Raw genomic sequence first — 26,015 nt, 5'->3', positions numbered from 1 at the left:
TTACCTCATTTCCTGAATTTGGCGATTACGTTCTTCACCCCTTCCACCACGTCCCGGGCGTCATCCATGGTCATGAGCGGGAAGAGGGGGAGCGACAGTATCCGGTCCGAGGCGTAATCGGCGTTGGGGAGTTCGCCGGGGGCTATGTTCAGCGTATTACGGTAGTACTCGTGGTGGTGGATCGCCTTGTAGTGGAGGCCGGTGCCGATATTTTCCTTCTTCAACTCGGCCATGAAGGTGTCCCGGTCGATGGTGAGGTGTTCGATCCGGACCAGCGGTGTATAGAGGTGCCAGGCGTGACGCTGTTCGTAGGGGGCGTACGCGGGGAGGGCCAGTTCTGCCGTGTCGGCCAGTTCCCGGTTGTAGAATTCGGCGATTGCCGTTCGCCGGTCGATGAAACCGTCCAGCCGGGGGAGCTGGTGGATGCCGATGGCCGCCTGGATGTCCATCATGTTGTACTTGAAGCCGGGAAGCATGATGTCGTAGTTGGGGGTGCCGCTGGCGGCGAACCGCTTCCACGCCTCCCGGTTCATGCCGTGGAATTTAAGGAGGGATATCTCCTCCGCCAGCGCCTCGTCCGGCGTGCAGACCATTCCCCCCTCGCCGGTGGTGATGTTCTTGTTGGGGTGGAAAGAGAAGATGGAGACGGAGTCCAGGGAGCCGATCCGTTGCCCCTTGTACTCGGTGCCGGCGGCATGGGCCGCGTCCTCGATAATGGCGAGGCCGAACTCCTTCGCCAGGGCGAAGATGGGGTCCATGTCGCAGGACTGGCCGGCGAAGTGGACCGGGATGACGGCACGGGTCCGCTCCGTGATCTTTGCGCGGATTTTCGCGGCGTCGATGTTGAGGGTTCCCGGCTCGATATCCACCAGCACCGGTTTTGCCCCGCAGAGGACGCAGATGCTGACCGTGGAAGCAAAGGTCATGGGGGTGGTGATGATCTCGTCCCCCTCCCGTATCTTCAGGGCGAGGAGGGTCAGGTGGAGCCCGGCGGTAGCCGAACTGAGGGGGACCGCGTAGGGTGCTCCCACGTAGGACCTGAACTCCTCCTCGAAGCGCTTCACCTTGGGGCCGGTGGTGATCCAGCCGGAGCGGAGGGAGTCCACGACCTCGTTGATCTCTGCGTCTTCTATGGTGGGGCGGGAAAAGGGGAGAAAATCCGTGCGCACGAAGGGCCTCCGGCAGGTGAAATAACTTGGTATTTATGGCACAAAACCGCAGGCCGCGCAAACAATTTTCCGAAACAGAGGGGCCATTAACGGTTGGTAACAAGCACCTTCTTCTTGTTGCGGCCCAGTTCCCGGATGGGGGTCTTTACCAGTGGGCGAAACTCGTTGATATGGTTGTCCCTGAGCAGCAGGAATACCTGTTTGGGGCCGTCCCATACCCGGCTGAACTGCGTGGGATCCATGAACCAGGCGGACTGGTCCCCCTGTTTGCTGCCGAACTCCAGTTCTCCCATGCCGCCGACGGTGACCACCCGCCGGTGGGTATAGAACGGCAGCCCCTGCTCATGGCCGAAGGAGGCGATGACGGCGTCCGGGCCCGCCGCTTCCTTCACGATCAGGCAGAGATCTTTGCTGGACTTCCTCGTCGCCACGTTGTCCATGAGGGAGATGGGACCGACAATCCCCAGCAGGTAGGCGCAGAAACAGAGCGCTAGGAAGAGGGAGGCAAGATTGCCACGGCGACTCATGGCAAGGGCCGCTACTCCTTCAACGAGAAAGATCGAGCCGGTGACGAGCCCCTCCAGGGGGGAGAGGTCCTTTGCCTTGGGAAAATAGGGGTAGATGCAGACGCCAACCCCGAGAATGATCAGGATGGCGGCCAGAACGTACCCCTGGATGCGCATGAACCGGTCAGGTCCGTCCAGTTGCCGGACGAATTCCCTCCCCATGAGGAGGGCGAGGGGGGGGAAGACGGGGAGGATGTAGGGAACCAGCTTGGAATCGGACTTGGAGAAAAAGACGAAGATGAAGATGGCCCAGATGGCCAGGTAGAGGGCATGGCGTCCGGTCACGCTGAGCCGCTCCCGCCACACCCCCCTCAGGCCGGTCGGGATGAAGAACGACCAGGGGAGCATGGTGCCGAGCAGGACCGGGATGAAGAACCAGGGGGGCTGGTAGCGGCCGTGTACCTTGCTGGTGAAGCGCTGGAAGTGCTCGTGGATGAAGAAGAACCGGGCGAACTCAGGATTACGCTGGGAGACGAGGATGAACCAGGGGGCACTCACCAGGAGAAAGAGGAGGGTACCGGTCACCAGGCGCATCTCCTTGAGGAGTTGCCAGCGTTTGCCGAGGAGCAGGTAGAGGAAGATGATGGCGCCGGGGAAGACGATGCCGATGAGCCCCTTGGCGAGGACCGCCAGGGCGGCGAAAAGGTAGCCGAGATGGCAGTAGAGCCCCCGGCGCGGCTCGTTGTCGCGGACCGCAATGGCGAAGCAGCCGAGACAGGCGGTCATGCAGAAGGTGACAAGCATGTCGGTCAGGTTGATCCGCGCCTGGATGAGGAAACCGGTGGAGGTGCCCAGGATCAGGGCGGCGAAAAGACCTTCCCGCCGCCCGAAGAGGGTGCGTCCCACGTGATAGGTGAGGAGAACCGTGAGCAGTCCCGCCAGGGCGCAGGCAAAGCGGGCGGCGAACTCGTTCTCCCCGAAAAGGGAGAGGGAGAGGGCATTGAGCCAGTAGAGGAGGGGGGGTTTCTCGAAGTACTTGACGTAGTTGAGCATGGGGGTGATGAAGTCGCCCCTCTCCAGCATTTCCCGCGGTATCTCCGCGTAGCGGGCCTCGTCCGGTTCGAAGAGGGGGAGATGGCCGAGGAACTGGAAAAACGCCACGCCGAAGATGACGAGGAGTGCCCCCAGGTCCTTTCTGGCGGAGCTCTCCTTGGCGGTGAGGAAGTCGGTGATGAATTTCATGGGTGAAGGTTCCTTGTTAGAAGCGGATTGATCCCAAAGCGTTCAACCACCGAGGACCCCGGGGGGGAGGGTGAAAACAAGTGATAAACGCTCTTTGCATGGTACTGCGCGTGTCCATTCGTGTCACATCGGTCCCTTGTCCTGCCGAGGAGGGACCGGTTCTGCCGCATCCTTTGCCCGGCGGATCAGGTCGTACTTTTCTGCGGGGAATGGCACCCGGAGCGTGATTCTCTGGTTGGGGTGGGCGACGGTAATCGGCGTGCCGTCGGAGCTCCAGAGCTCCGTCAGCCGGTACGTGCCGCCGGTCATGCCGCGGCCGATGAATTCCAGTTCGTCCCCACGCTCGATCCGGTTGCGTGCTTCGATGCCGAGGGAGCCGTCTACCCGGACCTCTTCCACGACACCGACGAAATCGTGGCTCCTCACGTAGCGGGAACGGTATTCATGGTCGAGGTCCCGGGGCGGTCCGAGGAAGAAGCCGGTGGTATACCCCCGGTGGCTGATCTTGCAGAGCTCGTCGAGCCACTCCGGCCGGCAGCGGTAGTTTTCCGGGTTGTCGCAGTAGCGGTCGAGCGCCTCCCGGTAGACCCGGACCACCGCCGCCACGTAGTGTATCCCTTTCATCCTCCCCTCGATCTTGAGGGAGTTGATGCCGCTTTCCACCAGTTCGGGGATGTACGGGAGGAGGCAGAGGTCCTTGGAGTTGAAGATGAAGGTGCCGGTCTCGTCCTCCATGACGGGAAAATACTGGCCGGGCCGGGTCTCCTCCACCAGGGCGTAGCTCCAGCGGCAGGGATGGGAGCACTCCCCCTTGTTGGCCGGCCGGCCGCTCATGACGCTGGAGAGAAGACAGCGACCCGAGTAGGAGATGCACATGGCGCCATGGACGAAGGCCTCCAGTTCCAGGCCGACCCGCTCCCGGACCTGGCGCAGGTCGTCCAGCGACAATTCACGGGCCAGGTTGATCCGGCTGATCCCCTGATCCTGCCAGAAGAGGGCGCTCTTCCAGTTGGTGGTGTTGGCCTGGGTGGAGAGGTGGATGGGGCGGGCCGGCGCGACCTCCCGGAGCATGGCGACGACCCCCGGGTCGGCGGCGATGCAGGCGTCGAGGGGGATGTCCCGCAGGGATTCCAGGTAGCGGTAGAGGCCGTCGATGTCGGCATTGTCGGGATAGGCGTTGACGGTCAGGTAGACCTTGACCCGGTGGTGGTGGGCATAGGCGACGGCGTCTGCCAGTTCCTCCAGGGTGAAGTTGTCGGCATGGTTTCTCAGACCATAGGCCTTCCCCCCCAGGTAGACGGCATCGGCCCCGTAGTGAATCGCGATTTTCAGTTTTTCCATGTTGCCTGCCGGGGCAAGCAGTTCCGGTTTGGTCATTGCAACTTCCTGGGGTGGGTAAAGCGGTCGGAAAACATGCCGGGATAGTAACACATCGACGGCGTCAGATAAACCCGAAAAGGCGCTTTGTTCTTGACAAAAATGGGGAAATGGCATTTATTATGTTCAGTTTTTGATAAGGAGGGGGAATGCGTTCAATCTCGTGGGTTGTCGTGGCAGGTCTGGCGTTAGCGGCTTCCGGGTGCAGCGAATATGACGTCATTCTGAAGAAACAGACGGAGATGGATGCCCGGTTGGAGCAGCTGGTTCAGGGAAGCGCGGCCGCCAACAAGCGGCTGGCCGAACTGAGCGGCGAGGTGAAAGATCTGCAGTCGAGGGTCAAGGCCCAGACTGTCGAGCTGGATGAACTGAAAACGGTCGCTCCGCAACTGAAGGATCTCAAGTCGTCTGTTGAAACCCTTTCCCCGAAATCGAATGAACCGCCTCCCGCCGCAACCGCCAGGATCGAGGTGGTTAACAGTGATGCCGTTCCTCCCGATACCGATGCCGGTCCCCAGGAAGCCTACATGAAGGCTTTCGGCCTGTTCAGCAGCAACAGGTACAATGAAGCCATCGATGCCTTCGATGCCTTTATCCGTAACCACCCCACCCATGAGTATGCCGGTAACGCCCAGTACTGGATCGGTGAGTGCCACTACACCCAGCGCAACTACCCCCTGGCCCTGGAGGCGTTCGAAAAGGTGGTGAGTGGTTACCCGAAGGGGAACAAGGTTCCGGACGCCATGCTCAAGGCCGGGTTTACTCTCATCAGTATGAACGAATCTGCCCGGGCCAAGGCTACCCTCAAGGCACTGGTCGAAAAATACCCCAAAAGCCCGGCTGCGGCGAAAGCACGGGAACGCCTGGGGCGTTTTTGACCCGTTCCGATTTCTGGTTTTTTCAGATGAGCCAAACTATCCCGTGAGGTGTCTATGAAACGAACTGTCCTTGCTCTACTGTTTTTTCTGTTGCTGATGGCCGGTTACACGGTGGCTTGGGCGCAGGACGAGGAGCCGACCATCTACGTGATCCAGAAAGGTGATACCCTGTGGGGGCTCTCCGACAAATTCCTGAAGGATCCCCACTATTGGCCCCCCCTCTGGGCGAAAAATCCGGGTATAGGCAACCCCCACTTCATCTTCCCCGGCCAGAAACTGAGGATATTTGAAGACCGGATCGAGATAGTTGATGAAAAAGGAACGGCACCGCCCGCTGCTGCAGCCAGGACGCCAGAACCGGCGGGGGTGGTTCCGGAGCGGATATTCACGGTGACGGGGGGGGAAGGTTTCCTGATGGAAGGGAATGCCCGGCCGGTCGGTTACATCATCTCCACCTTCCAGAACCGGCAGATTGTCGGCGAGGATGATATCGTCTATGCCGACATCGGCAAGGCCCAGGGGGTAAAGACCGGCGACCGTTTCTCCATATTCAAGGAAATGGAAGCGGTCAGCCATCCGGTAAACCACGTGATCCTGGGACACCGGGTCATCCCCCTCGGCTCGCTGCAGATTTCCGAAGTGGAGGAGAAGGCTTCCAAGGCGCTCATCACGAAATCCTACCTGGAAATAGGCGCGGGTGCGTACCTGATGCCGTACCGGGAGCGGAAGAAGATCGTGTCGCTCAAGGCGCCGGCGAAGGACCTGAACGGCTATATCGTCGAAACCCAGACCGGCAACAAGGCCATCGCTGCGGGAGATGTCGCCTTCCTGGACCTGGGGAGGGCGGACGGACTTGAGCCGGGTAACATGCTGTACGTGGTGCGCGATGTGGTTCCCGATCAGAAATTCCTCAGCATGCCGATCGGCAAGCTTCCGACAGATGTGGTCGGGGCGGTGGTGGTGGTAGAGACCGGCGAAACCACATCCACGGCGCTGGTCGTCAAGAGTATCGACACCATTTACCGGGGAGACCGGGTTGAAATGAGAAAGTAGACAAGCGACCAGAAAGGGGGTCCAATTCACGGATTGGGCCCCCTTTTTTTATTCGGTGTGTGACAGGTCCCCTGCATGGAACATTTTTACTGGTTTGCCCTGAAATCGATCCCCCAGGTGGGGAATGTGACATTCCGCCGCCTGCTGGAGCAGTTCGGTTCACCGGCCAGAGCCCTTGCAGCCTCGGCGTCAGAACTGGCGGGGATCAAGGGGGTCAGCGTTGCGGTGGCCGCTGCCATCGGGAGCCATGATTACCGGCCGGCGGCCGAGCGGGAATGTGAACTGCTCGGGCGGAGTGGCGCCCGGATCGTCACGCTGCTGGATGCCGACTACCCCCGACCCCTGCTGGAGATACCCGATCCCCCGCCGTACCTCTATGTCAAGGGCTCTCTGACGGGTCTTGAGCCTGCCGTGGCGGTGGTCGGCTCACGCCGTGCCTCCAGTTACGGGCTGCTTGCCACCCGGCGCCTGGCGGGCGATCTGGCGGCACACGGCATCACGGTAGTCTCCGGCATGGCCCGTGGGGTGGACACGGCGGCCCATCGGGGCGCACTGTCCGGAGGAGGCCGGAGCATCGGCGTGCTCGGGTGCGGTGTCGATGTGGTCTATCCGCCGGAAAACCGGGAGCTGTTTGCCGCCATGGCGGAGAAGGGGGGGCTTGTCTCCGAGTTTCCCCTCGGAACCCTCCCCCTGGCGGAGAACTCCCCGCGCCGCAACCGGATCATCAGCGGCATCTGCCGCGGAGTACTGGTGGTGGAGGCGGAGGAGCGGAGCGGTTCCCTTATCACTGCCCAGTACGCCCTGGAACAGGGACGGGAAGTGTTTGCCATTCCGGGGAACATCACCTGCAGCTCCAGTCGCGGCACCAACCGCCTCATCAAGCAGGGTGCCAAGCTGGTGGAGACCGTGGATGACATCCTGGAAGAGCTGCCGCAGCGGGGGGATACCCGGGGTTTGACGGAAACCGCGCCGGCATTCGAGCTTACCCATCAGGAGGCGGCGATCTTTACGATCCTGGCCGCCGCGCCACACCATATCGACGATATCATTGTGAAAAGCTCATTGACAGTGGGGGACGTTTCCGCTATTTTACTCCGCCTGGAATTGAAGGGGGCGGTGCAGCAGCTCCCGGGGAAGCTTTTTGCGCTTGTATAGACAAAAAAGAAAAAGTCCTTAACCACAGAGGAATACGGGGAAAAATGAAAGAAAATGATGCGCTCTGTCTGCCACTCGATTTCTCTCTGTCCCCTCTGTGGTAAAATCCAAAGATAAAACAAATCAGCGCGGTGAATATATGTCCCAACATCTCGTCATAGTCGAATCCCCGGCCAAGGCCAAAACCATAGAGAAGTTTCTCGGCAAGGAGTACCGTGTCCTTGCCTCCTTCGGCCATGTGCGGGCGCTTCCCAGCAAACAGGGATCGGTGGATATCGAGCATGACTTCGAACCGAAATACGCGGTGCTGCCGGAGAGCAAGAAGCATATCGACGCCATCAAGAAGGAACTGAAGAGTTGCGATTCCCTCTTGCTGGCGACCGACCCCGACCGCGAAGGGGAGGCGATTTCCTGGCATCTGCTGGCGGCCCTCGGCCTCGACCGGAAGAAGTCGCTTCCGGTCCGGCGCGTGGTGTTTCACGAGATAACCAGGGACGCCATCGTCGATGCCGTCAACAATCCCCGCGACATCGCCCTTGACCTGGTGGATGCCCAGCAGGCGCGGTCGGTTCTCGACTACCTGGTCGGTTTCAACCTCTCCCCCTTCCTCTGGAAGAAGATCCGTTACGGCCTCTCCGCGGGCCGGGTGCAGTCGGTGGCCCTGCGCCTCATCTGCGAGCGGGAGAAGGAGATCCAGGCGTTCCAGACCCAGGAATACTGGACCATTGGGGCGCAACTCGCCAACCATGCCCGGCAGCGCTTCACCGCCAACCTGGTGGAGGCAGAGGGGAAGAAGCTGGGCAAGTTCGACATTCCCGACAAGGCGGGTGCCGAACGGCTGGTGGAGATGCTCGGCAAGGCGCCCTACCGGGTGGAGAAGGTTACGAAGAGCGAGCGGAAACGCACCCCCTCTCCCCCCTTCACCACCTCGACCCTTCAGCAGGAGGCGGCGCGCAAGCTCGGCTTTTCCGCCAAGAAGACCATGTCCGTTGCCCAGAAACTCTACGAGGGGATCGACGTTGGTGAAGGGTCGGTCGGTCTCATAACCTACATGCGTACGGACAGCGTGGTGCTTTCCAGCCAGGCGCTCGCCGAGGCAAAAGAGGTGATCGAGAGCCTGTACGGCAAGGAGTACTCCCTGCCCAAGCCCCGCACCTTCAAGAACAAGGCGAAGAACGCCCAGGAGGCCCACGAGGCGATCCGCCCCACCTATATCGTCAAGACCCCGGCGGAACTGAAGAAATTTCTCTCTTCCGACCAGTTCAAGCTGTACGAACTCATCTGGAAGCGTACCGTTGCGTGTCAGATGGCAGAGGCGCTGCTGGACCAGACCTCCGTCGACATCAGTGCCGGAAAGGGTTTTATCTTCCGGGCTGCCGGAACGGTCATCCGTTTTCCCGGTTTCATGAAGCTCTATATCGAGGGGATCGACGACGAGACGGAGGAGAAGGAGGGGACCCTTCCCCCCCTTGCCGAAGGCGAATCCCTTGCCCTTGGCGAACTTCTTCCGGAGCAGCACTTCACCCAGCCACCTCCCCGCTACACCGAGGCGACCCTGGTCAAGACCCTGGAAGAATACGGCATCGGCCGTCCCTCTACCTACGCCAGCATCATGAACACCCTGGTGGAGCGGAAGTATGCGCGGCTCGACAAGAAGAGGTTCTTTCCGGAAGACGTGGGGATGGTGGTGAGCGACCTGCTCGTCAACCATTTCACCACCTACGTGGATTACAACTTTACTGCGTCCCTCGAAGAGGAACTGGACCAGGTTTCCCGTGGGGAAAAGCAGTGGAAGCCTCTCCTGCGTGAGTTTTGGGGGCCATTCAGCTCTCTTCTGCACCAGAAGGAGGGGGAGGTCAGCAAGTCGGACCTGACCACCGAGGCGACCGACGAGATATGCCCCGACTGCGGTCAGCCGCTGGTTGTCAAACTGGGGAAACGGGGGAAGTTCATCGCCTGCTCGGGCTATCAGGCCGGCTGCAAATATACCCGGAACCTGGAACAGTCGGCCACGGAAACTGCGGAGCCGGTCTTTTCCGAGGAAAAATGCGACAAGTGCGGCAGCCCCATGCTCATCAAGGATGGCCGCTACGGCAAGTACCTGGCCTGTTCCGGCTACCCCGCCTGCAAGAATATCCAGCCGCTGGTCAAGCCGAGGGGGACCGGCGTGGTCTGTCCCGAATGCAAGGAAGGGGAGCTGACCGAGAAGAAATCCCGCTACGGCAAGCTCTTCTACTCCTGCAACCGCTACCCGCAATGCAAGTTTGCCCTCTGGGATCCCCCCCAGCCCGGCCCCTGTCCGAAATGCGGTTTTCCGCTCCTCGTGAAGAAGGTGTACAAGCGGGAAGGGGAATTCCTCAAGTGCCCGAAAGAAGGGTGCGACTACAAACTGGGGGGCAAGGAGAAATAGGCCCGTCGACGAACGCGAGGCGGGGAGCGATCCCCGCCTTTTTTACAAGGAGTTTTCATGCTCAAGGACACGCATGAGCGGTGTGGCCAGTGCCGCTTCGACTATGCCCGCATCGACACCGAATGCTGGGGTGACACCAGCGCCCGGCGGATCATGTGCCCCATCTGCGGCTGGACGAAGTACGAGGAGCATACCGGGCTGTCTGCCTCGTCCACTCTGACAAAGCGGAACGAAAAACGGGGCTACGGCGCCTACCGCCTGATCCCCCCCGGCGGATTTTCCGGGTACAATGCGTTCCATATGCCGCCGACCGACGAGGTGATCGGCCACATACGGGAACTGCTGGACCAGGGGTGGAAGGGGTACCTGACCATATGGGACGAGGAAAAGGGGAAGGCACGGCTTCTGGCCGGTTCCCCCCTGCAGAAGTTCGAGGTGTCCTCAGACGATGGCGCGTGACGTCGCTGCTGAAATAACGGTCATCGGTGGCGGTCTGGCCGGCTGCGAAGCTGCCTGGCAGGCGGCGCAGCGTGGAGTGCCGGTTACCCTCCTGGAAATGAAGCCGGCCAGGTATTCTCCCGCCCATCACCTGGAGGGCCTCGCGGAGCTGGTCTGCTCCAATTCCCTGCGGGGGGAGTCGGTGGAAAATGCCGTCGGGCTCCTCAAGGAGGAATTGCGCCGGCTCGGCTCCCTCTTCATGATGGCGGCCGACGCCACCCGCGTGCCGGCCGGGGGGGCGCTGGCGGTGGACCGGCAGCTCTTCTCCGCCTATGTTACCGAAAAGATCGAAGCCCATCCCCGCATTCGGGTGATACGGGGAGAAGTGACGGATATTCCGCCCGACGGGACGGTGGTCATAGCCTCAGGCCCCCTGACGAGCGATCTCCTGGCGGGGGAGATCGGCCGGCTGACCGGCGACTATCTCTATTTTTACGACGCCATTGCCCCCATCGTGACGGCCGATTCCCTGGACATGGGGAAGGTGTTCCGCGCCTCCCGCTACGGCAAAGGGGAGGGGGACGACTACCTCAACTCCCCCCTGGACGAGGCGGAGTACCGCGCGTTCGTGGCCGCCCTCAACGAGGGGGAAAAGGTGCCGGCCCGGGAGTTCGAGAAGGTGGTCCACTTCGAGGGGTGCATGCCGGTGGAAGAGCTGGCGGCCCGGGGGCTCGACACCCTCCGTTTCGGCCCCATGAAACCGGTGGGGCTCACGGACCCCCGCACCGGCGCCGAACCCCATGCAGTGGTGCAGCTCCGGCGGGAGGACCTGGCCGGGACGATGTACAACCTGGTCGGCTTCCAGACCAAGCTCACCTGGCCCGAGCAGCGCCGCATCTTCCAGATGCTGCCGGGGCTGGAGAACGCCGAATTCGTCCGGCTCGGCTCCATGCACCGCAATACCTTCATCAATGCTCCCGCACTTCTTCTCCCCACCTTCCAGCTCCGGAGCGATCCCCGTATTCTCTTTGCCGGCCAGATAACCGGCGTGGAGGGGTACGTGGAATCGGCGGGGAGCGGCTTCCTGGCCGGACTGAACGCCGCCCGCCTCGCCGCGGGAGAGGAGTTGACGGTCCCTCCGCCGGCAACGGCCCTGGGTGCGCTGGTGCGACACATAACCAACGCCGAGCCCCGCCATTTCCAGCCGATGAACGTGAACTACGGCCTCTTCCCCGACCTCCCCGGACGGGTGAAGAAGAAGGAAAAACGAGGCCGGCTGGCGGAACGGGCGCTGGCAGAGCTGATGGAGTGGATGAAAACATTGTAGGGTGTGGTTGTCGCGCCCGGGCGGGGAAACCCCGCCCCTACGAGAGGTGTCATGGACAAGGACAAGGAAAAACAGGAAATATCGGTCATCGGCCGGCTTATCTCCGTCGAGGTGCTTCTTCTCCTCATGGGGATCGGCTCCCTCGTTTCGGGGATCGTGACCGGCCAGGCCACCCAGATGTTCTGGGGGGTGATGATCATCAGCGGCTCCATCGCCCTTTATTTCGTCCGGAAGAAGGACTGGAAGAAGCACTGGGAGGAGCAGGAGGCGATGCAGCAGATCTATGAACAGAAATTGAAGGAAAAGAGAGAGCGGGAACATGGCGACAAGAAATAGGATCGTACTCGCTTCGGCCTCCCCCCGGCGGCTGGAACTCCTGGCATCGGCGGGGGTAGAGGTTGACGTCTTCCCGAGCGCTATCCCGGAAGAGGAGATGCCGGGGGAGACCCCCGGGGACCACGTCCGGCGGTTGGCCCGTGACAAGGCGCTCTTCACCGCGGGGAGAACGGAAGGACGTTTCTTCATCGGCGCCGACACGGTGGTGGTCTGCGACGGGGAGATCATGGGGAAACCGGTGGATGCGGTCGACGCAGAACGGATGCTGAAAAAGCTCTCCGGCGTCCCCCACGAGGTGATCACCGGCTATGCGATTTTCGACAAGGAGCGTGATGATGCCCTTTGTGATGCCGTGACGACCAGGGTCTTCTTCAAGCCCCTCCGGGACGAGGAGATAGCCGCCTACATCGCCACCGGCTGCCCCTTCGACAAGGCGGGAGCCTACGCCATCCAGGGGGGGGCTGCCCACATGGTGGAGCGGATCGACGGCTCCTACACCAACGTGGTCGGGCTGCCGCTCTGCGAGGTAGTGGAGGCGCTCCGGCGCCTTGGGGCGATGGGATAAGGCACAGCACACCACAGAGACACAGAGAACACTGAGAAGCTTTTTTGAGGTGTCATGTCAATCGCCGGCAATCTGAAAATCATCCATGACCGCATCGCCGTCGCCGCCCACAAGGCCAGACGGGACCCTGCATCGGTGCGGCTGGTGGCGGTCTCCAAGACCCAGCCGGCGGAGGCGGTTACGGAGGCGGCCCGGGCGGGGCAGCTTCTGTTCGGGGAAAACTACGTCCAAGAGTTCGCCGCCAAGGCGGCCGAGGTGAAGGGCGCGGTGGAGTGGCACTTCATCGGCTCCCTCCAGAGCAACAAGGTGAAGTATATTGCCGGGCTCGTCGCCCTTATCCACTCGGTGGACCGGTTCTCCCTGGCGGAGGAGATCGACCGCCAGTGGGGGAAGCTGGGGAAGAGCTGCGACGTCCTCATCCAGGTGAACATCGCCGGGGAGGCAACCAAGAGCGGCACGACGAGCACGGGACTCATCGACCTGGTGCGGTCGGTGGCGAGGCTCCCCCACCTCCGGGTGCGGGGTCTCATGACCATGCCCCCCTTCTTCGACGATCCGGAAGGGGCACGCCCCTACTTCCGAGAACTGCGGCGCCTTGCCGGCGAGATCACGGCCGCGGCGATCCCCGATGTGACCATGGCGGAGCTCTCCATGGGGATGTCGGGGGACTTCGAGGCGGCCATCGAAGAGGGGGCGACCCTGGTGCGGATCGGCACTGCGGTCTTCGGAGAGCGGCAGTACCGCTAGCAGGCGGTTGAAAGGCCTGCGTTCCCCCATCTCCTATTTTCCCATTCCTTTTGTAACCGTTCTGTTATACACTTTTCCCGTTTGCCCGAACTCGTGAGTGCCGGGTGTCCACATTTCCCTTGGAGGTCTATCGTTCGATGATGTCCCGCATTGCCCCTGTCCTGTTCGCCCTTTTTCTGTTCCTTTCTCCTGCCCTGGCCGCCACTCCCCAGCCCAAGCAGCAGCCCGCGGCCACCCAGGGTGTGAACGTCCCCATCCTCCTCTACCACCGCTTCGGCCCCACCGTCGCCGACGGTATGACCATCAAGACCAGCGTCTTCGAGGAGCACCTGAAATACCTGCGGGACAACGGCTACAAGGTCATCCCCCTCCGCCAGCTGGTTGATTATTACCTGAAGAAGGGGCCGGCCCCCGGGCCGAAATCGGTGGTGATCGTGGAGGACGATGCCCACAAGACAGTCTACAGCGACATGCTCCCCCTGGCGAAGAAGTACAACGTGCCGGTGACGGTGTTCGTCTATCCTTCCGCCATCTCCAACGCCAAGTACGCCATGACCTGGGACCAGCTTCGGGAATTGAAGAAAACCGGGCTGTTCGATTTCCAGTCCCATACGTTCTGGCATCCCAACTTCAAGAAGGACCGGAAGAAGATGGCGCCCGCCGAGTTCGAGAAGTCGGTGGATACGCAGTTGACCAAGTCGAAGGCGCGGATCGAGAAGGAGCTGGGGGTAAAGGTGGATATGCTTGCCTGGCCGTTCGGTATCTATGACGATTACCTGCTGAAAAAGGCCGCTGCTGCCGGTTACGTATCGACATTTACCATCGAACGTCACCATGCGGGGGCTGCCGACACGGTCGCGAAGCTTCCCCGTTATCTTCTCATCAATGCCGACCAGGGGAAGGCGTTTGCCCAGATACTGGCGGGGACGGCACCCCAGCGCAATGTGGTCTACTGAAAACGGTGAATAGTGAATGGTGAATGGTCACGAGAGCGGAAAGAAGCACCCCTGCCCCGACTGCACCTTCTGCCAGTGGTGCAGCGACGACCGGTGCAGCCTCTGCTTGCGGCAGGGGTGCGGCAGGAAGCGAAAGCTCTCGCTCCAGGAGCAGATCGCGCTCTACGACGCCATCAACCGGGGAGATGCCCCCCCTTCGTCACACGGGGACGGAGAATAGGTGACAAACCAGCAAGCCGGGCAAACGCCCGGCTTTTGCTTTTTCTGAAAATGTGTTAAGGTTGCGACCTGTTGTCCATGTTATGACGCGGTCTGGGGAGGGACGATGACGAAGCGGCAGAAGCTTGGCGAAATTTTTGTCGAGAAGGGGCTGATTACGCCGACCACGCTGGAGCGTGCGTTGCTCAGGGCCAGACGACAGAAAAAAAAGGTCGGTTTTGTGCTGGAGGATATGGAGATCATCACGGGTGAGGAACTGGCCGAGGGGCTGGCCCAGCAGTACGGGTACCGGGTGGTGAGCGATTTTGCCCGATTCAAGTTTCCCCCCGATGCGCTCCGTCTCCTTTCGGTGGATGTTGCGCTCCCCAATCTTCTCTTCCCTCTCAAGGTGGAGAACGGCCGGCTCGCCATCGCCATGGCCGATCCCACCGATACCCGCATCATCGCCAATATCGCCGCCAACCACAACCTGAAGATCGTCCCCTATATCGCCACCCGCCGGGACATCATTGCCGCCATCAACCGGCACTACCTGGGGAAACCCTGTGAAAGCCCCGGCGAAGAGCGGACGGTCCTGGTTGCTGAGGATAACAAGTTGCTCTATACCATGCTGGGCAACATTCTTACGCAGGAGGGATACCGGGTGGTGGTGGCAATGGACGGCATGGAGGCGTACCAGGCAGCGCTGGCCGAGGCTCCCCGGGTTATTCTCACCGACAAGGAGATGCCGAAGATGGACGGTTATGCCCTCTTGTCCGCCCTCAAGAATCTCCCGGAGACCCGGCTGATCCCGGTTATCCTCCTCACAGGGGTGGCGGACGGCGACGAAGAGGCCCGGGCGTTCGAGAAGGGCTTTTTCGATTTCATGGCCAAGCCGGTGCGGGAGGCGACGCTGGTGACGCGGGTGAAGCGGGCGCTGCACTACTACGACCAGTTATGACGGAAAAACAGGTAAAGGTATTCGTTCGCTTCGCTCAAGGCAGAAAAAACAGGTAAAGGTATTCGTTCGCTTCGCTCACAGGTAGAGGTAAAGTATTAGTTTACCTCTACCTCTACCTCTACCTCTACCTGTCTTACTTCCCTCCCGCCAGCTCCTTCGACCGGGCCGTTGCTGCGTCCACGGCGTTAATGACCGTCCCGCGGAAACCTTCTTTTTCCAGCACGTGCAGCCCTGCAATGGTTGTTCCGCCGGGTGAGGTGACCTTTTCCCGGAGCATGGCCGGATGCTCGCGGGTTTCCAGGAGGAGCCGCGCGGTGCCGTAGACGGTCTGGGCCGCCAGGCTGGTGGCGACGTCCCGGGGGAGGCCGTTCTTGACCCCGGCGTCGGAGAGGGCTTCGATGAAGGTGAGGACGAAGGCGGGGCCGCTGCCGGAGAGGCCGGTGACCGCGTCGATAAGTTTCTCGTCGACGATGCAGGCTTTCCCTACCAGTTCGAAGATGCGCCGGGCGGTGGAGAGGTCGTCGGCGGTGGCGTTGGCGCCGGTGCAGAGGGCGGTCGCTCCTTCCAGGACGAGGGACGGGGTGTTGGGCATCACCCGGACGACCTTGACGCCGGTGGCGAATGCCGCCTCGATGGTGGCGGTCTTCACCCCGGCCATGATGGAGATCAGCAGGGCGTCCGGGCCCACGGCGCCGGCGAGTCCCGCCAGCACCGGTTCCGCCACCTGGGGCTTGACGGCGAGGAACAGGATGTCGCTTCTGCCGGCCACCTCCCCGTTGTCGCAGCTGACGTTCACCCCATAGCGGTCCTTCAGGAATGTGCGCCGCTCCGCCACCGGTTCCGCCACGGAGAGTTCCCCCGCCGGTACCCCTCCTGCCAGGAGCCCCTTTATCAGGGCCTCCGCCATGTTCCCCCCGCCGATGAAGCCGATCTTCTTGTCTTGCAGCATATTCTCTCCTTGCCGGGCCCCGTGTCCCGAACCTGTTATGTCCGTGCAACTTGTATGCATGAGTAATAAATCCCTTCCCAAATGTCAATGAATTTGGCAGCGGCGTGGGGAGATAACGGCAAATTTTTGCCGTGTAACCGGACCTGCCGGAACCTGATTTGTTGCCGACGGGTAAAAAAGTCCCGGAGGCTCAAAAAATGGTTGACACGGCACGGGGCATGTACTATAAAGCTTTGCTCGTGTGCTCGGTTTTAAACATAAAGTTTAGCATTTCTAAACCTGGTGCATGACAGAAAGTTTACCACTGCTAAACCCGCTGATTGACAATAAGTTTAGAAATACTAAACTTGACGTGAGATGGATGTGTTTTACCACGTGCTGGACCTGGAGGACTGATTGAAGATCGGTGAACGGTTGAAACGGCTGCGGATGATCAATTCCCTTACCCAGGAGGAGCTGGCGAGCCGCGCCGACCTGACGAAGGGGTTCATCTCCCAGTTGGAGAACGACGCCACGTCCCCCTCCATTGCGACGCTGAAGGATATCATCGACGTGTTCGGGGTGAGCATGCAGGAGTTTTTCAGCGATACCGCCGACGACGAGAACGTGGTATTCGGCAAGGACGCCCGGGTCCAGGCCACCGACGACGACGAGAAAATCAAGGTCGAACTCCTCGTTCCCGGCGCCCAGAACCGGGAGATGGACCCGGTGCTCGTGACCCTGGAGCCGGGGGAGGAGATGGACGAGCAGCAGTTCCACGAGGGGGAGGAGTTCGGCTTCGTCCTCCTGGGGAAGATCCAGCTCCGCCTGGACGACCGGCTCCACACCATCAAGAAGGACGAGTGTTTCTACTTCACCTCGGACAAGCGGCATTCGGTGAAGAATATCGGGAAGACACAGGCCAAGATACTGTGGGTTGTCACCCCTCCCACCTTTTACTATTGAGGGGAGCGCGGTCTTCCGACCATCTCGACGCCGTGTCCTCGAAACCCTGCCTCAACGTAGCGCTGCTGCGCCTCGGCACGGTTTCTGCGGGCCGGTGCCGATCTGGCCGAAATCTCGCGTCCCTTTGATAAACAGGTAGATTGTTGTGAGTAGTTAAAACCTGCGTGGCGTCAGAATTTGCGATGATGACGGCGACGGAGAGGAAGAAGGCCCGCAGGCGTAGCGATCCTCACCCAATCCCTCTCCCAAAGGGAGAGGGCAAGGAGTGCTCTCCCCCTCTGGGGGAGAGATAGAGAGAGGGAATGCTACGTCGAGGAGCGTTCCGACGAACCGGCGTCGTCAGGGCGCAAATGTGGCGCCACTTCAACGGAGGAAAGGCAATGAGCAAGGTATTGATAATAGGTGCCGGCGGCGTCGGCCAGGTCGTCGCCCACAAATGTGCCCAGCGGCGCGACATCTTCAGCGAGATCACCCTGGCGTCCCGGACCAAATCCAAGTGCGACGCCATTGCCGCCCAACTGAACAACAGCATCAATACGGCGCAGGTGGATGCGGACAACGTCCCCGAACTGGTGGCCCTGATTAAAAAGGTACAGCCCAAGCTCGTCATCAACGTGGCGCTCCCCTACCAGGACCTGCACATCATGGACGCCTGCCTGGAGACCGGTGTGGACTATCTCGACACCGCCAACTACGAACCGCTGGACACTGCCAAGTTCGAGTACTCCTGGCAGTGGGCCTACCAGGACCGCTTCAAGCAGGCGGAGATCATGGCGCTCCTCGGCTCCGGATTCGATCCCGGCGTCACCAACGTCTACACCGCCCTGGCCGCCAAGAAGTACCTCGACGTGGTGGAGGAGATCGATATCATCGACGCCAACGCCGGCTCCCACGGCCAGCCCTTCGCCACCAACTTCAACCCGGAGATCAACATCCGGGAGGTGACCGCCACCTGTCGCCACTGGGAGAACGGAGCCTTCCAGGAGTCGCCGGCGCTTTCCACCAAGCGGGTCTTCGACTTCCCCGAGGGGATCGGGCCAATGAACATCTACCGCCTCTACCACGAGGAGATGGAGTCCATCGTCAAGCACATCCCGACCATCAGGAAGGCCCAGTTCTGGATGACCTTCTCCGACAACTACCTGAAGCACCTGGAGGTGCTGCAGAACGTGGGGATGACCCGCATCGACGAGGTGGAGTTCAACGGCCAGAAGATCGTGCCGATCCAGTTCCTGAAAGCGCTCCTCCCCGACCCCGGCTCCCTCGGGCCTTTGACCAAGGGGAAGACCTGCATCGGCGTCATCGCCCGGGGGATCAAGGACGGCAAACGGAAACAGGTCTACATCTACAACATCTGCGACCACGAGGAATGCTACCGGGAGGTCCAGTCCCAGGCCATCAGCTACACCACCGGCGTGCCGGCAGTGGTGGGGGCGATCATGATGCTGACCGGAAAGTGGCACGGGCCAGGAGTCTGGAACATGGAGCAGTTCGATCCGGAGGTATTCCTCAAAGAGCTGGGGCCGATGGGATTGCCGGAGGTCGTCGTCGAAGGGGAATGGCCGGAACTGTAAGACGAAAAATCAATTGAACGCAGATTAGCGCGGAAAAGGCGCGGATAAAGGCGGATCGAACATGAACTCGGATACATTTGCTTGATCAGCGTCAATCAGGCCTTGCTCCGATTTGATCAGCGTTCAATTGTCTTTAAGGTGTTAAAGATTTGATCGGTATAGACATACCCAAAATCCTCGAACTCGCCCCGTCCCCCGCTTACGTGGTGGACCTGGGACGGTTGCGCCACAACCTGGCCATCCTGGACCAGGTGCAGAAGCGCTCGGGGGCGAAAATCCTCATGGCGCTCAAGGCGTTCGCCATGTGGTCGGTCTTTCCGGTCATCCGGGAGACGCTTCACGGGGTCTGCGCCAGCTCCCCCTGGGAGGCGCGCCTGGGGCGGGAGGAGTTCGGCCGGGAGGTGCACAGCTTTGCCGCCGCCTTCAAGGAGAGCGACGTTGTCGAGCTGCTGGAAATATCCAACCACCTGGTCTTCAACTCCTTCAACCAGCTGGAGCGGTTCCGCCCCCTGTGGGAGCGGGAAAAGGGGCGGGTATCCATCGGCCTGCGGGTGAATCCGGAACATTCTGAGGGGCATACCCCCATCTACGACCCCTGTGCCCCCACGTCGCGCCTCGGCATCCCCCTGCGCGAGTTCGAGGGGCGGTCCCTGGATGGCGTCGAAGGGCTCCATTTCCATACCCTCTGCGAGCAGCTGTTCGAGCCGCTGGAGCGGACCGCCCGGGTGTTCGAGGAGAAGTTCGGCCGGTACCTCCACGGCATGAAATGGCTCAACCTGGGGGGGGGCCACCACATCACCCGCGAGGGGTACGACATCGACGCCCTGGTGGAACTCATTACCTACTTCAAGAGAAAGTACGACGTGGAGGTCTACCTGGAGCCGGGGGAGGCGATCGCCATCGGTACGGGGATTCTCGTGGCGGAGGTGCTGGACGTGGTGCACAACGAGATGGACATTGCCATCCTGGACGTCTCCGCAACCTGCCATATGCCGGACATCCTGGAGATGCCCTACCGTCCCGGCATCACGGGGGGGTACGACCCCGGTGTCAAACCCCACACCTACCGGCTGGGGGGGCCGTCCTGTCTGGCGGGTGACGTCATCGGCGACTGGTCCTTCGAGGAGCCTCTGGTTCCGGGACGGCGCCTCGCCTTCGAGGACATGTCCCACTACACCATGGTGAAGACCACCACCTTCAACGGCATCCAGCACCCGGCCATCTGCACGTACGAGCCGGAGAGCGGGGAATTGAAGGTGGTGCGAACGTTCGGCTACGAGGATTTCAGGCGCAGACTGTCGTGACCTTCAATCCTTTACAAGCCTTAACCACAGAGGATCCCTGAAAGCTTTAACCACAGAGAACACAGAGGAAGTGCGGAGTGAAGAACAAAGCTGGAGTTTGTTTCCCCTCATTTTTGTTCCTCCGTGTCCTCTGTGGTAAATCGCTTTTTTGATCGCTTTTGATTTTGTAAAGAATCCCTTAGAAGGGTGGTAACTGCTTATGGTGTCCGAACGCTGGTCGATTAACGATTCCTCCAAGGTTTACAACATGGACAACTGGGGGGCAGATCTCTTCTCCATCAACAAGAAGGGGAACGTCTGCGTTCACCCGTCTTCCAACTCCAAGAATTCCATCGACCTCCGGGTGCTGGTGGACGACCTGATCAAGCGGAAGATCAAGCCCCCCATCCTGCTCCGTTTCATGGACGTCCTCCAGGGGCGGATCGCCAGCATCAACCGGGTCTTCCGGAATGCCATCGCCGAGAACGACTATCCGGCCACGTACCAGACCTTCTACCCGATCAAGGTGAACCAGCAGCGCCAGGTGGTGGAGGCGATCGCCAATTACGGCAAACGTTACAACATTGGCCTTGAGGTCGGCTCCAAGCCGGAGCTGGTTGCGGGGATCTCCATCTCCAGCGGCAACAACCTCCCCATCATCTGCAACGGCTACAAGGACTCGGAGTACATCGAGACGGTGCTCTACGCCACCAAGATCGGCTATGACATCACCCTGGTGATCGAGAAGCTGTTCGAGCTGGAAAAGGTCATCGAGCTGTCGAAGAAGACCGGCATCCAGCCGAAACTCGGCATCCGGGTCAAGCTCTCCTCCAAGGGGACCGGCAAGTGGGCCACCTCGGGGGGAGAGGACGCCAAGTTCGGCCTCCGGATGGCGGAGATCATCGCCGCCATCGGCCTTCTGGAGGAGAACAACCTGCTCGACCGGGTGAAGCTGATCCACTTCCACATAGGCTCCCAGATCACCAAGATCGACAAGATCAAGACCGCCCTCATCGAGGGGGCGCGGGTCTATGCCGAGCTGCGCAAGATGGGGGTGGGGATCGAGTACGTGGATATCGGCGGGGGGCTGGGGGTGGACTACGACGGCTCCAAGTCCAGCTACTTCTCCAGCGTCAACTATTCCATCGACGAGTACGCCAACGACGTCATCTACCAGATCAAGAACATCTGCGACGACGCCGGGGTGGAGTGCCCCAACATCATCTCCGAATCGGGGCGGGCCACGGTCGCCCACTACTCGGTACTGGTGACCAATGTCCTCAACACCAACACCCAGCGCCTCACCCCCGATTTCGAGGAGGACCTGGAAAAGGCGGAGAAGCTGGCACCGACCGTCAAGAAGCTGGTGGACATCCACAAGAGCATCGACCGCTACAGCCTCCGGGAGGACTACCACGACACCCAGCAGTTGATCCAGGAGGCGGTGAGCCTGTTCAACCTGGGGTACCTCACCCTGCAGGAGCGGGCGATTGCCGAGTGGCTCTACGGCAAGATCATCAGGAAGATCAACGGCATCGTGGAGAAGATCAAGCCGATCCCCGAGGAGCTGCAGAACTTCCAGCTGGCCCTGCGCCAGACCTACTTCGCCAACTTCTCCCTCTTCCAGTCGGTCCCCGACTCCTGGGCCATCGACCAGCTCTTCCCCATCGTCCCGCTGCAGCGGCTGAACCAGAAGCCGGACGTCATCGCCTCCATCGCCGACATCACCTGCGATTCGGACGGGGAGATCACCAGCTTCGTGGGGGAGAACGGCCGGAGCAAGTTCCTGCCGCTCCACAAGATCCGCAAGGAAGAGGATTACTACATCGGCTTCTTCCTCATCGGCGCCTACCAGGAGATCCTGGGGGACCTGCACAACCTGTTCGGCGACACCAACGCCGTCCACATCACCTTCAGCAAGAAGTCCGGCTACATGATCGACACGGTCATCAACGGCGACGCCTGCTGGGAGAGCCTGAAGTACGTCCAGTACAAGGGGCCGGAGATCCTGAAACGGGTCCGGGAGCACTTGGAGAAGGGGGTGGCCCAGCGCAAGGTCTCCATCGAGGAGAGCAGCCATTTCATCGAGCTCCTGGACCGGACCCTGCTCGGGTACACCTACCTGGGGGAATAGCTTCCCGTACGAATGACGAGAGCCCGTAGACAAGATTGTCTACGGGCTTTTTTCATTGGTCGGGCTAGAGGCTTCATCGGGGGATGTGTCTTGCGGGGGGACATTCATTTCGGGAGAGAGAAACAGCCGGGGTAGCATTTCCTGTGCACCGAGTATCGTCACCAGCTGGTCCAGGCCATCGTAAATTTTCACGAGCATCTCTTCGGGCAGCGGTTCAAGCCCTTTCACCAGAAGCCCCTGCGCTACCTCCGGGGCATGTTCGACTAGCTTCTTCCCCTGTGGGGTCAGGTTTATTTCAACCACCCGGCGATCTTCCTGAGAGCGGGTCCTCGTCACATAGTCCCTCCCTTCCAGCCGATCAATGATCCCGACAACCGTTGCCGGATGCAGATACATGCGCCGGGCCAGTTCCGAAAGCTTGAGGGGAGCCGACTCCGAGATTATCTTGATTGCCCAGAGCTGGGGGCCGGTCAGCCCCGTTTCCCGCTCCGCTCTTTTGGACTGCTCGTTTATTACCTGGAAAACCCGTCGGATGTTGTCGATGATATCAGCCACTAGTCTGGACGTCGGCATCGCTCGGCCTTTCTGCGAGCAGGGATGGAAAATGTCACAAGTGTAATCACACCGGTGGATTTCGTCAAATAAAATGCGGGTTGACGATTCAGACGGTATCCGTACCCGCATCTTCCCGTCTCCCTTTCCCCCCTCCATGCCATCAGCACAACATGGCATTATCTGCATAGAACCTTTATCACGGCGCAGTCCCGCCAAATGCGCCCGTACTGCATGACGGTTGTTCATGTGCATTCGCGTACATCATGGCACCGGTTGCAAAATACGGAGAGTGCTCGGAATTCCAGGAGAAAAGATGCATAGTCCTGTTGGAGCGAATCTGTTTCAGACCGGAAGAACAGGGTGTAGAATTTATTTTTGATGAGATTGCAGCGCAAAAATAGGTGGTTACGGTTTTTCTAAAATATAGCTTGCATAGCAACTAAAAAAGCGTTATATTTTTTTTAATTTGAACACAAAACATTTGTAGTCTAATGGATGTCCGCCGGCGTTGGGCAATTGAGCCCGTGAGATGGAGATGTCATGACCAGGAAAATACTCATACAATGCATTGTTGTCGCATCGTTTTTCCTGGTTTTTCTGGGGATAAAAAATCCCTTTCTCTTTGAGGGCGACGGGTCTAAACACCAAGCAGGAGCCGTTATCGAAAGTACCGAGAAGCCTTCCGATGAACTCGTCAAAAATACCTTTCATCCCTGCACAGCTATCAGCCATTCCATTCAGCCCCCTTTAAAACGCAAATTTATTTCCCTTCTTAATGCTGATCACCCCTTCACGGCAAAATTCTCTTCGCGCCTTACCGCACGGGCACCACCCTGTCTTCTCCATCGTTTATCCTGAAAACTCGCACCACACGTCCGCCTTTGTCATTTCTCCTGGCCAGGCATCAATCGACCGGCAGGTGAGGTGAAGCCGATGCCTTAAGTGGCATCGGCACGTCGTGCGAGGCGGAAGGGTCACCTCAACCTGTCTGACCAGTTTAAGGATTGATTCTGTGGGAACGTTCCCCGGTTCAGTCGAACATCATGATGGAGGCAGTCCAGATGCTTGCCGATAAAAAAGATACCTATTCCGTTCTCAACGTGAGCATGGCGCTCGCCATGCTGGACATACTATCCGAAGAGCCGTTGGCGCCGACCGTCGGCTATTTTGCGGAACGCCTCGGACTTTCCCGCAACAAGACCTTCAGGCTGCTCTATACCCTGCAGACGCGGGGGATCGTGGAAAAAGATGAATTCTCCGGTACCTACCGGCTGGGTTTTGCCGCTGTAGAGCTTGGCCAGAAGATCATCAGAACCGCAAACGTGGTGAAGCACGCACATCCGGTTATGGAAAAGCTCGTCCGCAAGCATGGCGAGGCGATGTATATGACGGTCCTCAACGGCGAAGAAGTGCTTTTCATCGACATGGTCGACTGCGAGCAACAGATCAAGGCAACTCCCCTGGTGGGCAAGCGTTTCCCTCTGTTCAGCAATGCTGCGGGCAAGATCATGAAGGCGCTGGAATCGCGGGATGTGCTCGACAGACTGGGAAAACGGCGTGGCAAATCCGGAGAAGGCATCGATGTGGCATCGATTGCCTTTGAGCTTGAAGCCATCCGGTCCCGGGGGGTTGCGGTTGAATTCGGGGGGCTGGGCGACGGTATTGTCAGTGTGGCCGTTGCCGTGAGGGATTATGGCGGGAAGGTGGTGGGAGCCCTGACCATGCTTGTCCCGTCGTTCCGCATGCTGGCCGATCGCCTGGAAATGGAGATTATCCCCTCCCTCATGGAAGGTGGGGAAATCCTGTCGGCAAAATTCGGTTATGCCCCAGCCTGTTAAATAGCAAACTACAGAAAGGAGGATTATTCGCAGCAGTAGATATGCAAGAACCGGATATTCGATTCTTCGCACGGCAACCCATTACGAAAGGAGTAACTCCCATGGCAGAAAGACAGTATGACTGGGCGGCGATAGCCAAAAACCCCAAATTCGTCGAACTGCACCACAAGAAAGCGGCATTCCTGTTCGGCTGGTGGATTTTTTCCACCGTGTATTATTTCCTCCTCCCCATCGGGGCAGCGTATGCCCCCGGCCTGTTCAAGGTCAAAGTCATCGGCGTCGTCAATTTCGGTTACGTGTTTGCCCTCTCCCAGTTCTTCGTATCCTGGGGACTGGCACACTATTATGCCCATGTGGCCAACAAGGATTTCGACCGTCTCACCCGTGAGCTGGTGGACGAACTCAAGTAAAGGAGGCTCAGAGAATGAAAAAATTAATCGCAGCGTTTACCCTGACCCTTTCCCTGGGCGCCCTTGCTTACGCGGCTGAGCCGGCCAAGGCTCCGGCAGCCCCTGGCGCCCCCGCAGCAGTGACCACTCCCGCCGCTTCTCCCACGGCACCGGTAGTAGCAGCCCCCAGCGCAACCCCTGCCGCTCCGGCAGCGGCAGCTCCGCTCAAAAAGGAAATCAAGGCCAACAAAACCATTACCATCGGCATGTTCGCGATCATCATCGCCATCACCATGTCGGTGGTCGTCTGGGCCGCCAAGCGGACCAAGACGGCGGCTGACTTTTACGCTGCCGGTGGCGGGATCACCGGCACCCAGAACGGCTGGGCCATCGCCGGCGACTACATGTCGGCCGCCTCGTTCCTCGGTATTTCCGGGATGATCTCCCTCTACGGGTACGACGGCTTCATGTACTCGGTGGGGTGGCTGGTCGCCTACATCACCGTGCTCCTGATCGTGGCCGAGCCGTGCCGTAACGCCGGCAAGTACACCCTGGGGGATATCCTCTCCTTCCGGACCGAGCCGAAACCGGTGCGCGCCGTGGCGGCCCTTTCCACCGTCGCCGTCTCCACCTTCTACCTCACCGCCCAGATGGTCGGTGCCGGCAAGCTGATGGCCCTGCTGGTAGGTGTCCCCTACAAGACCGCCATCATCGGCGTCGGTATCCTGATGGTAGGCTACGTCGTCTTCGGCGGCATGACCGCCACCACCTGGGTCCAGATCATCAAGGCCGGCCTCCTCATGTCCGGCGCTTTCCTGCTGTCGGTGCTGGTAATGGCCAAGGCGAGTTTCAACCCGATTGGGTTCTTCTCCGACATCGTCAGCAATCCCAACATCCAGGACCACGTCTCCAAGCTGGTTCTCAAGGACGGCATTACCCTGACCGGTGCCGATGCCGGCCAGCGCTTCCTGGAGCCGGCCCTGTTCATGAAGGCACCGCTTGATCAGATCTCCCTCGGTATGGCCCTGGT

Annotated in this window: 25 protein-coding genes; 19 read left to right on the top strand and 6 right to left on the bottom strand. The window is 60.1% G+C overall.

Annotation, left to right across the window (positions count from 1 at the left end; all coding sequences use genetic code 11):
• Positions 1-5: 5 nt before the first annotated feature.
• From KI810_RS16545 to KI810_RS16535, 3 genes are all read right to left on the bottom strand, one after another.
• The gene (locus tag KI810_RS16545) at positions 6-1,169 is read right to left on the bottom strand and encodes a DegT/DnrJ/EryC1/StrS family aminotransferase (RefSeq protein WP_214176678.1); all 1,164 of its coding nucleotides are present in this window, start codon (positions 1,167-1,169) and stop codon (positions 6-8) included.
• A gap of 86 nt (positions 1,170-1,255) precedes the next feature.
• Entirely contained in the window at positions 1,256-2,917 is a 1,662-nt protein-coding gene (locus KI810_RS16540; RefSeq protein ID WP_214176677.1) for a glycosyltransferase family 39 protein, read from the bottom strand.
• A gap of 123 nt (positions 2,918-3,040) precedes the next feature.
• Positions 3,041-4,294, bottom strand: a complete 1,254-nt coding sequence (locus KI810_RS16535) for a peptidase U32 family protein (protein ID WP_214176676.1) — start codon at positions 4,292-4,294, stop codon at positions 3,041-3,043.
• Positions 4,295-4,443: 149 nt separating this feature from the next.
• Between KI810_RS16535 and ybgF the strand changes: the two genes are divergently transcribed.
• From ybgF to KI810_RS16475, 12 genes are all read left to right on the top strand, one after another.
• A complete protein-coding gene (gene ybgF / locus KI810_RS16530) occupies positions 4,444-5,172 on the top strand; it encodes a tol-pal system protein YbgF (RefSeq protein WP_214176675.1) in 729 nt (242 codons plus the stop codon).
• A gap of 54 nt (positions 5,173-5,226) precedes the next feature.
• Entirely contained in the window at positions 5,227-6,225 is a 999-nt protein-coding gene (locus KI810_RS16525; protein ID WP_214176674.1) for a LysM peptidoglycan-binding domain-containing protein, read from the top strand.
• Between the two features lie 75 nt (positions 6,226-6,300).
• Complete coding sequence (dprA, locus tag KI810_RS16520; RefSeq protein ID WP_214176673.1) at positions 6,301-7,380, top strand: DNA-processing protein DprA; 1,080 nt, start codon at positions 6,301-6,303, stop codon at positions 7,378-7,380.
• Positions 7,381-7,519: 139 nt separating this feature from the next.
• Positions 7,520-9,790, top strand: a complete 2,271-nt coding sequence (gene topA, locus KI810_RS16515; RefSeq protein ID WP_214176672.1) for a type I DNA topoisomerase — start codon at positions 7,520-7,522, stop codon at positions 9,788-9,790.
• Between the two features lie 57 nt (positions 9,791-9,847).
• Positions 9,848-10,249: a hypothetical protein gene (locus KI810_RS16510; protein ID WP_214176671.1), complete on the top strand. Its 402-nt coding sequence runs from the start codon at positions 9,848-9,850 to the stop codon at positions 10,247-10,249.
• Positions 10,239-11,555, top strand: coding sequence for a methylenetetrahydrofolate--tRNA-(uracil(54)-C(5))-methyltransferase (FADH(2)-oxidizing) TrmFO (gene trmFO / locus KI810_RS16505; RefSeq protein ID WP_214176670.1), 1,317 nt, complete (start codon positions 10,239-10,241; stop codon positions 11,553-11,555). The genes KI810_RS16510 and trmFO overlap by 11 nt, the downstream gene beginning before the upstream one ends.
• Positions 11,556-11,606: 51 nt before the next feature.
• On the top strand, positions 11,607-11,891 hold the full coding sequence (locus KI810_RS16500; protein WP_214176669.1) for a hypothetical protein: 285 nt from the start codon (positions 11,607-11,609) through the stop codon (positions 11,889-11,891).
• The gene (locus tag KI810_RS16495; protein ID WP_214176668.1) at positions 11,875-12,456 is read left to right on the top strand and encodes a Maf family nucleotide pyrophosphatase; all 582 of its coding nucleotides are present in this window, start codon (positions 11,875-11,877) and stop codon (positions 12,454-12,456) included. Before KI810_RS16500 ends, KI810_RS16495 begins: the two co-directional genes overlap by 17 nt.
• Positions 12,457-12,510: 54 nt before the next feature.
• Entirely contained in the window at positions 12,511-13,203 is a 693-nt protein-coding gene (locus tag KI810_RS16490; RefSeq protein WP_214176667.1) for a YggS family pyridoxal phosphate-dependent enzyme, read from the top strand.
• A 137-nt stretch (positions 13,204-13,340) separates the two neighbouring features.
• Positions 13,341-14,159, top strand: a complete 819-nt coding sequence (locus tag KI810_RS16485) for a polysaccharide deacetylase family protein (RefSeq protein ID WP_214176666.1) — start codon at positions 13,341-13,343, stop codon at positions 14,157-14,159.
• 16 nt (positions 14,160-14,175) lie between these two features.
• Positions 14,176-14,379 (top strand): hypothetical protein, encoded by a 204-nt coding sequence (locus KI810_RS16480; protein WP_214176665.1) that lies wholly within the window; start codon positions 14,176-14,178, stop codon positions 14,377-14,379.
• Positions 14,380-14,484: 105 nt separating this feature from the next.
• Positions 14,485-15,318, top strand: a complete 834-nt coding sequence (locus tag KI810_RS16475; RefSeq protein ID WP_214176664.1) for a response regulator — start codon at positions 14,485-14,487, stop codon at positions 15,316-15,318.
• 133 nt (positions 15,319-15,451) lie between these two features.
• Here the strand turns inward: KI810_RS16475 and proC are convergent, their stop codons facing one another.
• Positions 15,452-16,267 (bottom strand): pyrroline-5-carboxylate reductase, encoded by an 816-nt coding sequence (proC, locus tag KI810_RS16470; protein ID WP_214176663.1) that lies wholly within the window; start codon positions 16,265-16,267, stop codon positions 15,452-15,454.
• Between the two features lie 396 nt (positions 16,268-16,663).
• Between proC and KI810_RS16465 the strand changes: the two genes are divergently transcribed.
• The 4 genes from KI810_RS16465 to speA all read left to right on the top strand — a co-directional run bounded on the left by KI810_RS16465 (position 16,664) and on the right by speA (position 22,203).
• The gene (locus KI810_RS16465; RefSeq protein WP_214176662.1) at positions 16,664-17,212 is read left to right on the top strand and encodes a helix-turn-helix domain-containing protein; all 549 of its coding nucleotides are present in this window, start codon (positions 16,664-16,666) and stop codon (positions 17,210-17,212) included.
• A 380-nt stretch (positions 17,213-17,592) separates the two neighbouring features.
• Positions 17,593-18,786, top strand: a complete 1,194-nt coding sequence (locus KI810_RS16460) for a saccharopine dehydrogenase family protein (protein WP_214176661.1) — start codon at positions 17,593-17,595, stop codon at positions 18,784-18,786.
• A 149-nt stretch (positions 18,787-18,935) separates the two neighbouring features.
• A complete protein-coding gene (gene nspC, locus KI810_RS16455; protein ID WP_214176660.1) occupies positions 18,936-20,090 on the top strand; it encodes a carboxynorspermidine decarboxylase in 1,155 nt (384 codons plus the stop codon).
• 199 nt (positions 20,091-20,289) lie between these two features.
• Positions 20,290-22,203: an arginine decarboxylase gene (gene speA / locus KI810_RS16450; protein ID WP_214176659.1), complete on the top strand. Its 1,914-nt coding sequence runs from the start codon at positions 20,290-20,292 to the stop codon at positions 22,201-22,203.
• 39 nt (positions 22,204-22,242) lie between these two features.
• Here speA and KI810_RS16445 read toward each other — a convergent pair whose 3' ends face one another.
• Positions 22,243-22,776, bottom strand: a complete 534-nt coding sequence (locus tag KI810_RS16445) for a MarR family winged helix-turn-helix transcriptional regulator (RefSeq protein ID WP_214176658.1) — start codon at positions 22,774-22,776, stop codon at positions 22,243-22,245.
• Between the two features lie 432 nt (positions 22,777-23,208).
• Entirely contained in the window at positions 23,209-23,490 is a 282-nt protein-coding gene (locus tag KI810_RS16440; RefSeq protein ID WP_214176657.1) for a hypothetical protein, read from the bottom strand.
• Between the two features lie 329 nt (positions 23,491-23,819).
• Between KI810_RS16440 and KI810_RS16435 the strand changes: the two genes are divergently transcribed.
• The 3 genes from KI810_RS16435 to KI810_RS16425 form a co-directional block, all read left to right on the top strand.
• Positions 23,820-24,596, top strand: coding sequence for an IclR family transcriptional regulator (locus KI810_RS16435; RefSeq protein WP_214176656.1), 777 nt, complete (start codon positions 23,820-23,822; stop codon positions 24,594-24,596).
• A gap of 101 nt (positions 24,597-24,697) precedes the next feature.
• Positions 24,698-25,006, top strand: coding sequence for a DUF485 domain-containing protein (locus KI810_RS16430; RefSeq protein WP_214176655.1), 309 nt, complete (start codon positions 24,698-24,700; stop codon positions 25,004-25,006).
• A 14-nt stretch (positions 25,007-25,020) separates the two neighbouring features.
• Positions 25,021-26,015, top strand: a 995-nt coding sequence (locus KI810_RS16425) for a solute symporter family protein (RefSeq protein WP_214176654.1), incomplete at its 3' end; no start/stop codon positions are given.

Origin of the sequence: Geomobilimonas luticola (genome assembly GCF_018476905.1) — a bacterium.
GTDB lineage: Bacteria > Desulfobacterota > Desulfuromonadia > Geobacterales > Geobacteraceae > Geomobilimonas > Geomobilimonas luticola.
This window is presented reverse-complemented; position numbering and strand designations above follow the sequence as displayed.

Bases quoted from the DNA above. Each gene is read 5' to 3' on its own strand.
- KI810_RS16540 (WP_214176677.1), bottom strand. From the start codon at position 2,917: ATGAAATTCATCACCGACTTCCTCACCGCCAAGGAGAGCTCCGCCAGA.
- KI810_RS16535 (WP_214176676.1), bottom strand. From the start codon at position 4,294: ATGACCAAACCGGAACTGCTTGCCCCGGCAGGCAACATGGAAAAACTG.
- ybgF (WP_214176675.1), top strand. From the start codon at position 4,444: ATGCGTTCAATCTCGTGGGTTGTCGTGGCAGGTCTGGCGTTAGCGGCT.
- KI810_RS16525 (WP_214176674.1), top strand. From the start codon at position 5,227: ATGAAACGAACTGTCCTTGCTCTACTGTTTTTTCTGTTGCTGATGGCC.
- dprA (WP_214176673.1), top strand. From the start codon at position 6,301: ATGGAACATTTTTACTGGTTTGCCCTGAAATCGATCCCCCAGGTGGGG.
- topA (WP_214176672.1), top strand. From the start codon at position 7,520: ATGTCCCAACATCTCGTCATAGTCGAATCCCCGGCCAAGGCCAAAACC.
- KI810_RS16510 (WP_214176671.1), top strand. From the start codon at position 9,848: ATGCTCAAGGACACGCATGAGCGGTGTGGCCAGTGCCGCTTCGACTAT.
- trmFO (WP_214176670.1), top strand. From the start codon at position 10,239: ATGGCGCGTGACGTCGCTGCTGAAATAACGGTCATCGGTGGCGGTCTG.
- KI810_RS16500 (WP_214176669.1), top strand. From the start codon at position 11,607: ATGGACAAGGACAAGGAAAAACAGGAAATATCGGTCATCGGCCGGCTT.
- KI810_RS16495 (WP_214176668.1), top strand. From the start codon at position 11,875: ATGGCGACAAGAAATAGGATCGTACTCGCTTCGGCCTCCCCCCGGCGG.
- KI810_RS16490 (WP_214176667.1), top strand. From the start codon at position 12,511: ATGTCAATCGCCGGCAATCTGAAAATCATCCATGACCGCATCGCCGTC.
- KI810_RS16485 (WP_214176666.1), top strand. From the start codon at position 13,341: ATGATGTCCCGCATTGCCCCTGTCCTGTTCGCCCTTTTTCTGTTCCTT.
- KI810_RS16480 (WP_214176665.1), top strand. From the start codon at position 14,176: ATGGTGAATGGTCACGAGAGCGGAAAGAAGCACCCCTGCCCCGACTGC.
- KI810_RS16475 (WP_214176664.1), top strand. From the start codon at position 14,485: ATGACGAAGCGGCAGAAGCTTGGCGAAATTTTTGTCGAGAAGGGGCTG.
- proC (WP_214176663.1), bottom strand. From the start codon at position 16,267: ATGCTGCAAGACAAGAAGATCGGCTTCATCGGCGGGGGGAACATGGCG.
- KI810_RS16460 (WP_214176661.1), top strand. From the start codon at position 17,593: ATGAGCAAGGTATTGATAATAGGTGCCGGCGGCGTCGGCCAGGTCGTC.
- speA (WP_214176659.1), top strand. From the start codon at position 20,290: ATGGTGTCCGAACGCTGGTCGATTAACGATTCCTCCAAGGTTTACAAC.
- KI810_RS16445 (WP_214176658.1), bottom strand. From the start codon at position 22,776: ATGCCGACGTCCAGACTAGTGGCTGATATCATCGACAACATCCGACGG.
- KI810_RS16440 (WP_214176657.1), bottom strand. From the start codon at position 23,490: ATGGCTGATAGCTGTGCAGGGATGAAAGGTATTTTTGACGAGTTCATC.
- KI810_RS16435 (WP_214176656.1), top strand. From the start codon at position 23,820: ATGCTTGCCGATAAAAAAGATACCTATTCCGTTCTCAACGTGAGCATG.
- KI810_RS16430 (WP_214176655.1), top strand. From the start codon at position 24,698: ATGGCAGAAAGACAGTATGACTGGGCGGCGATAGCCAAAAACCCCAAA.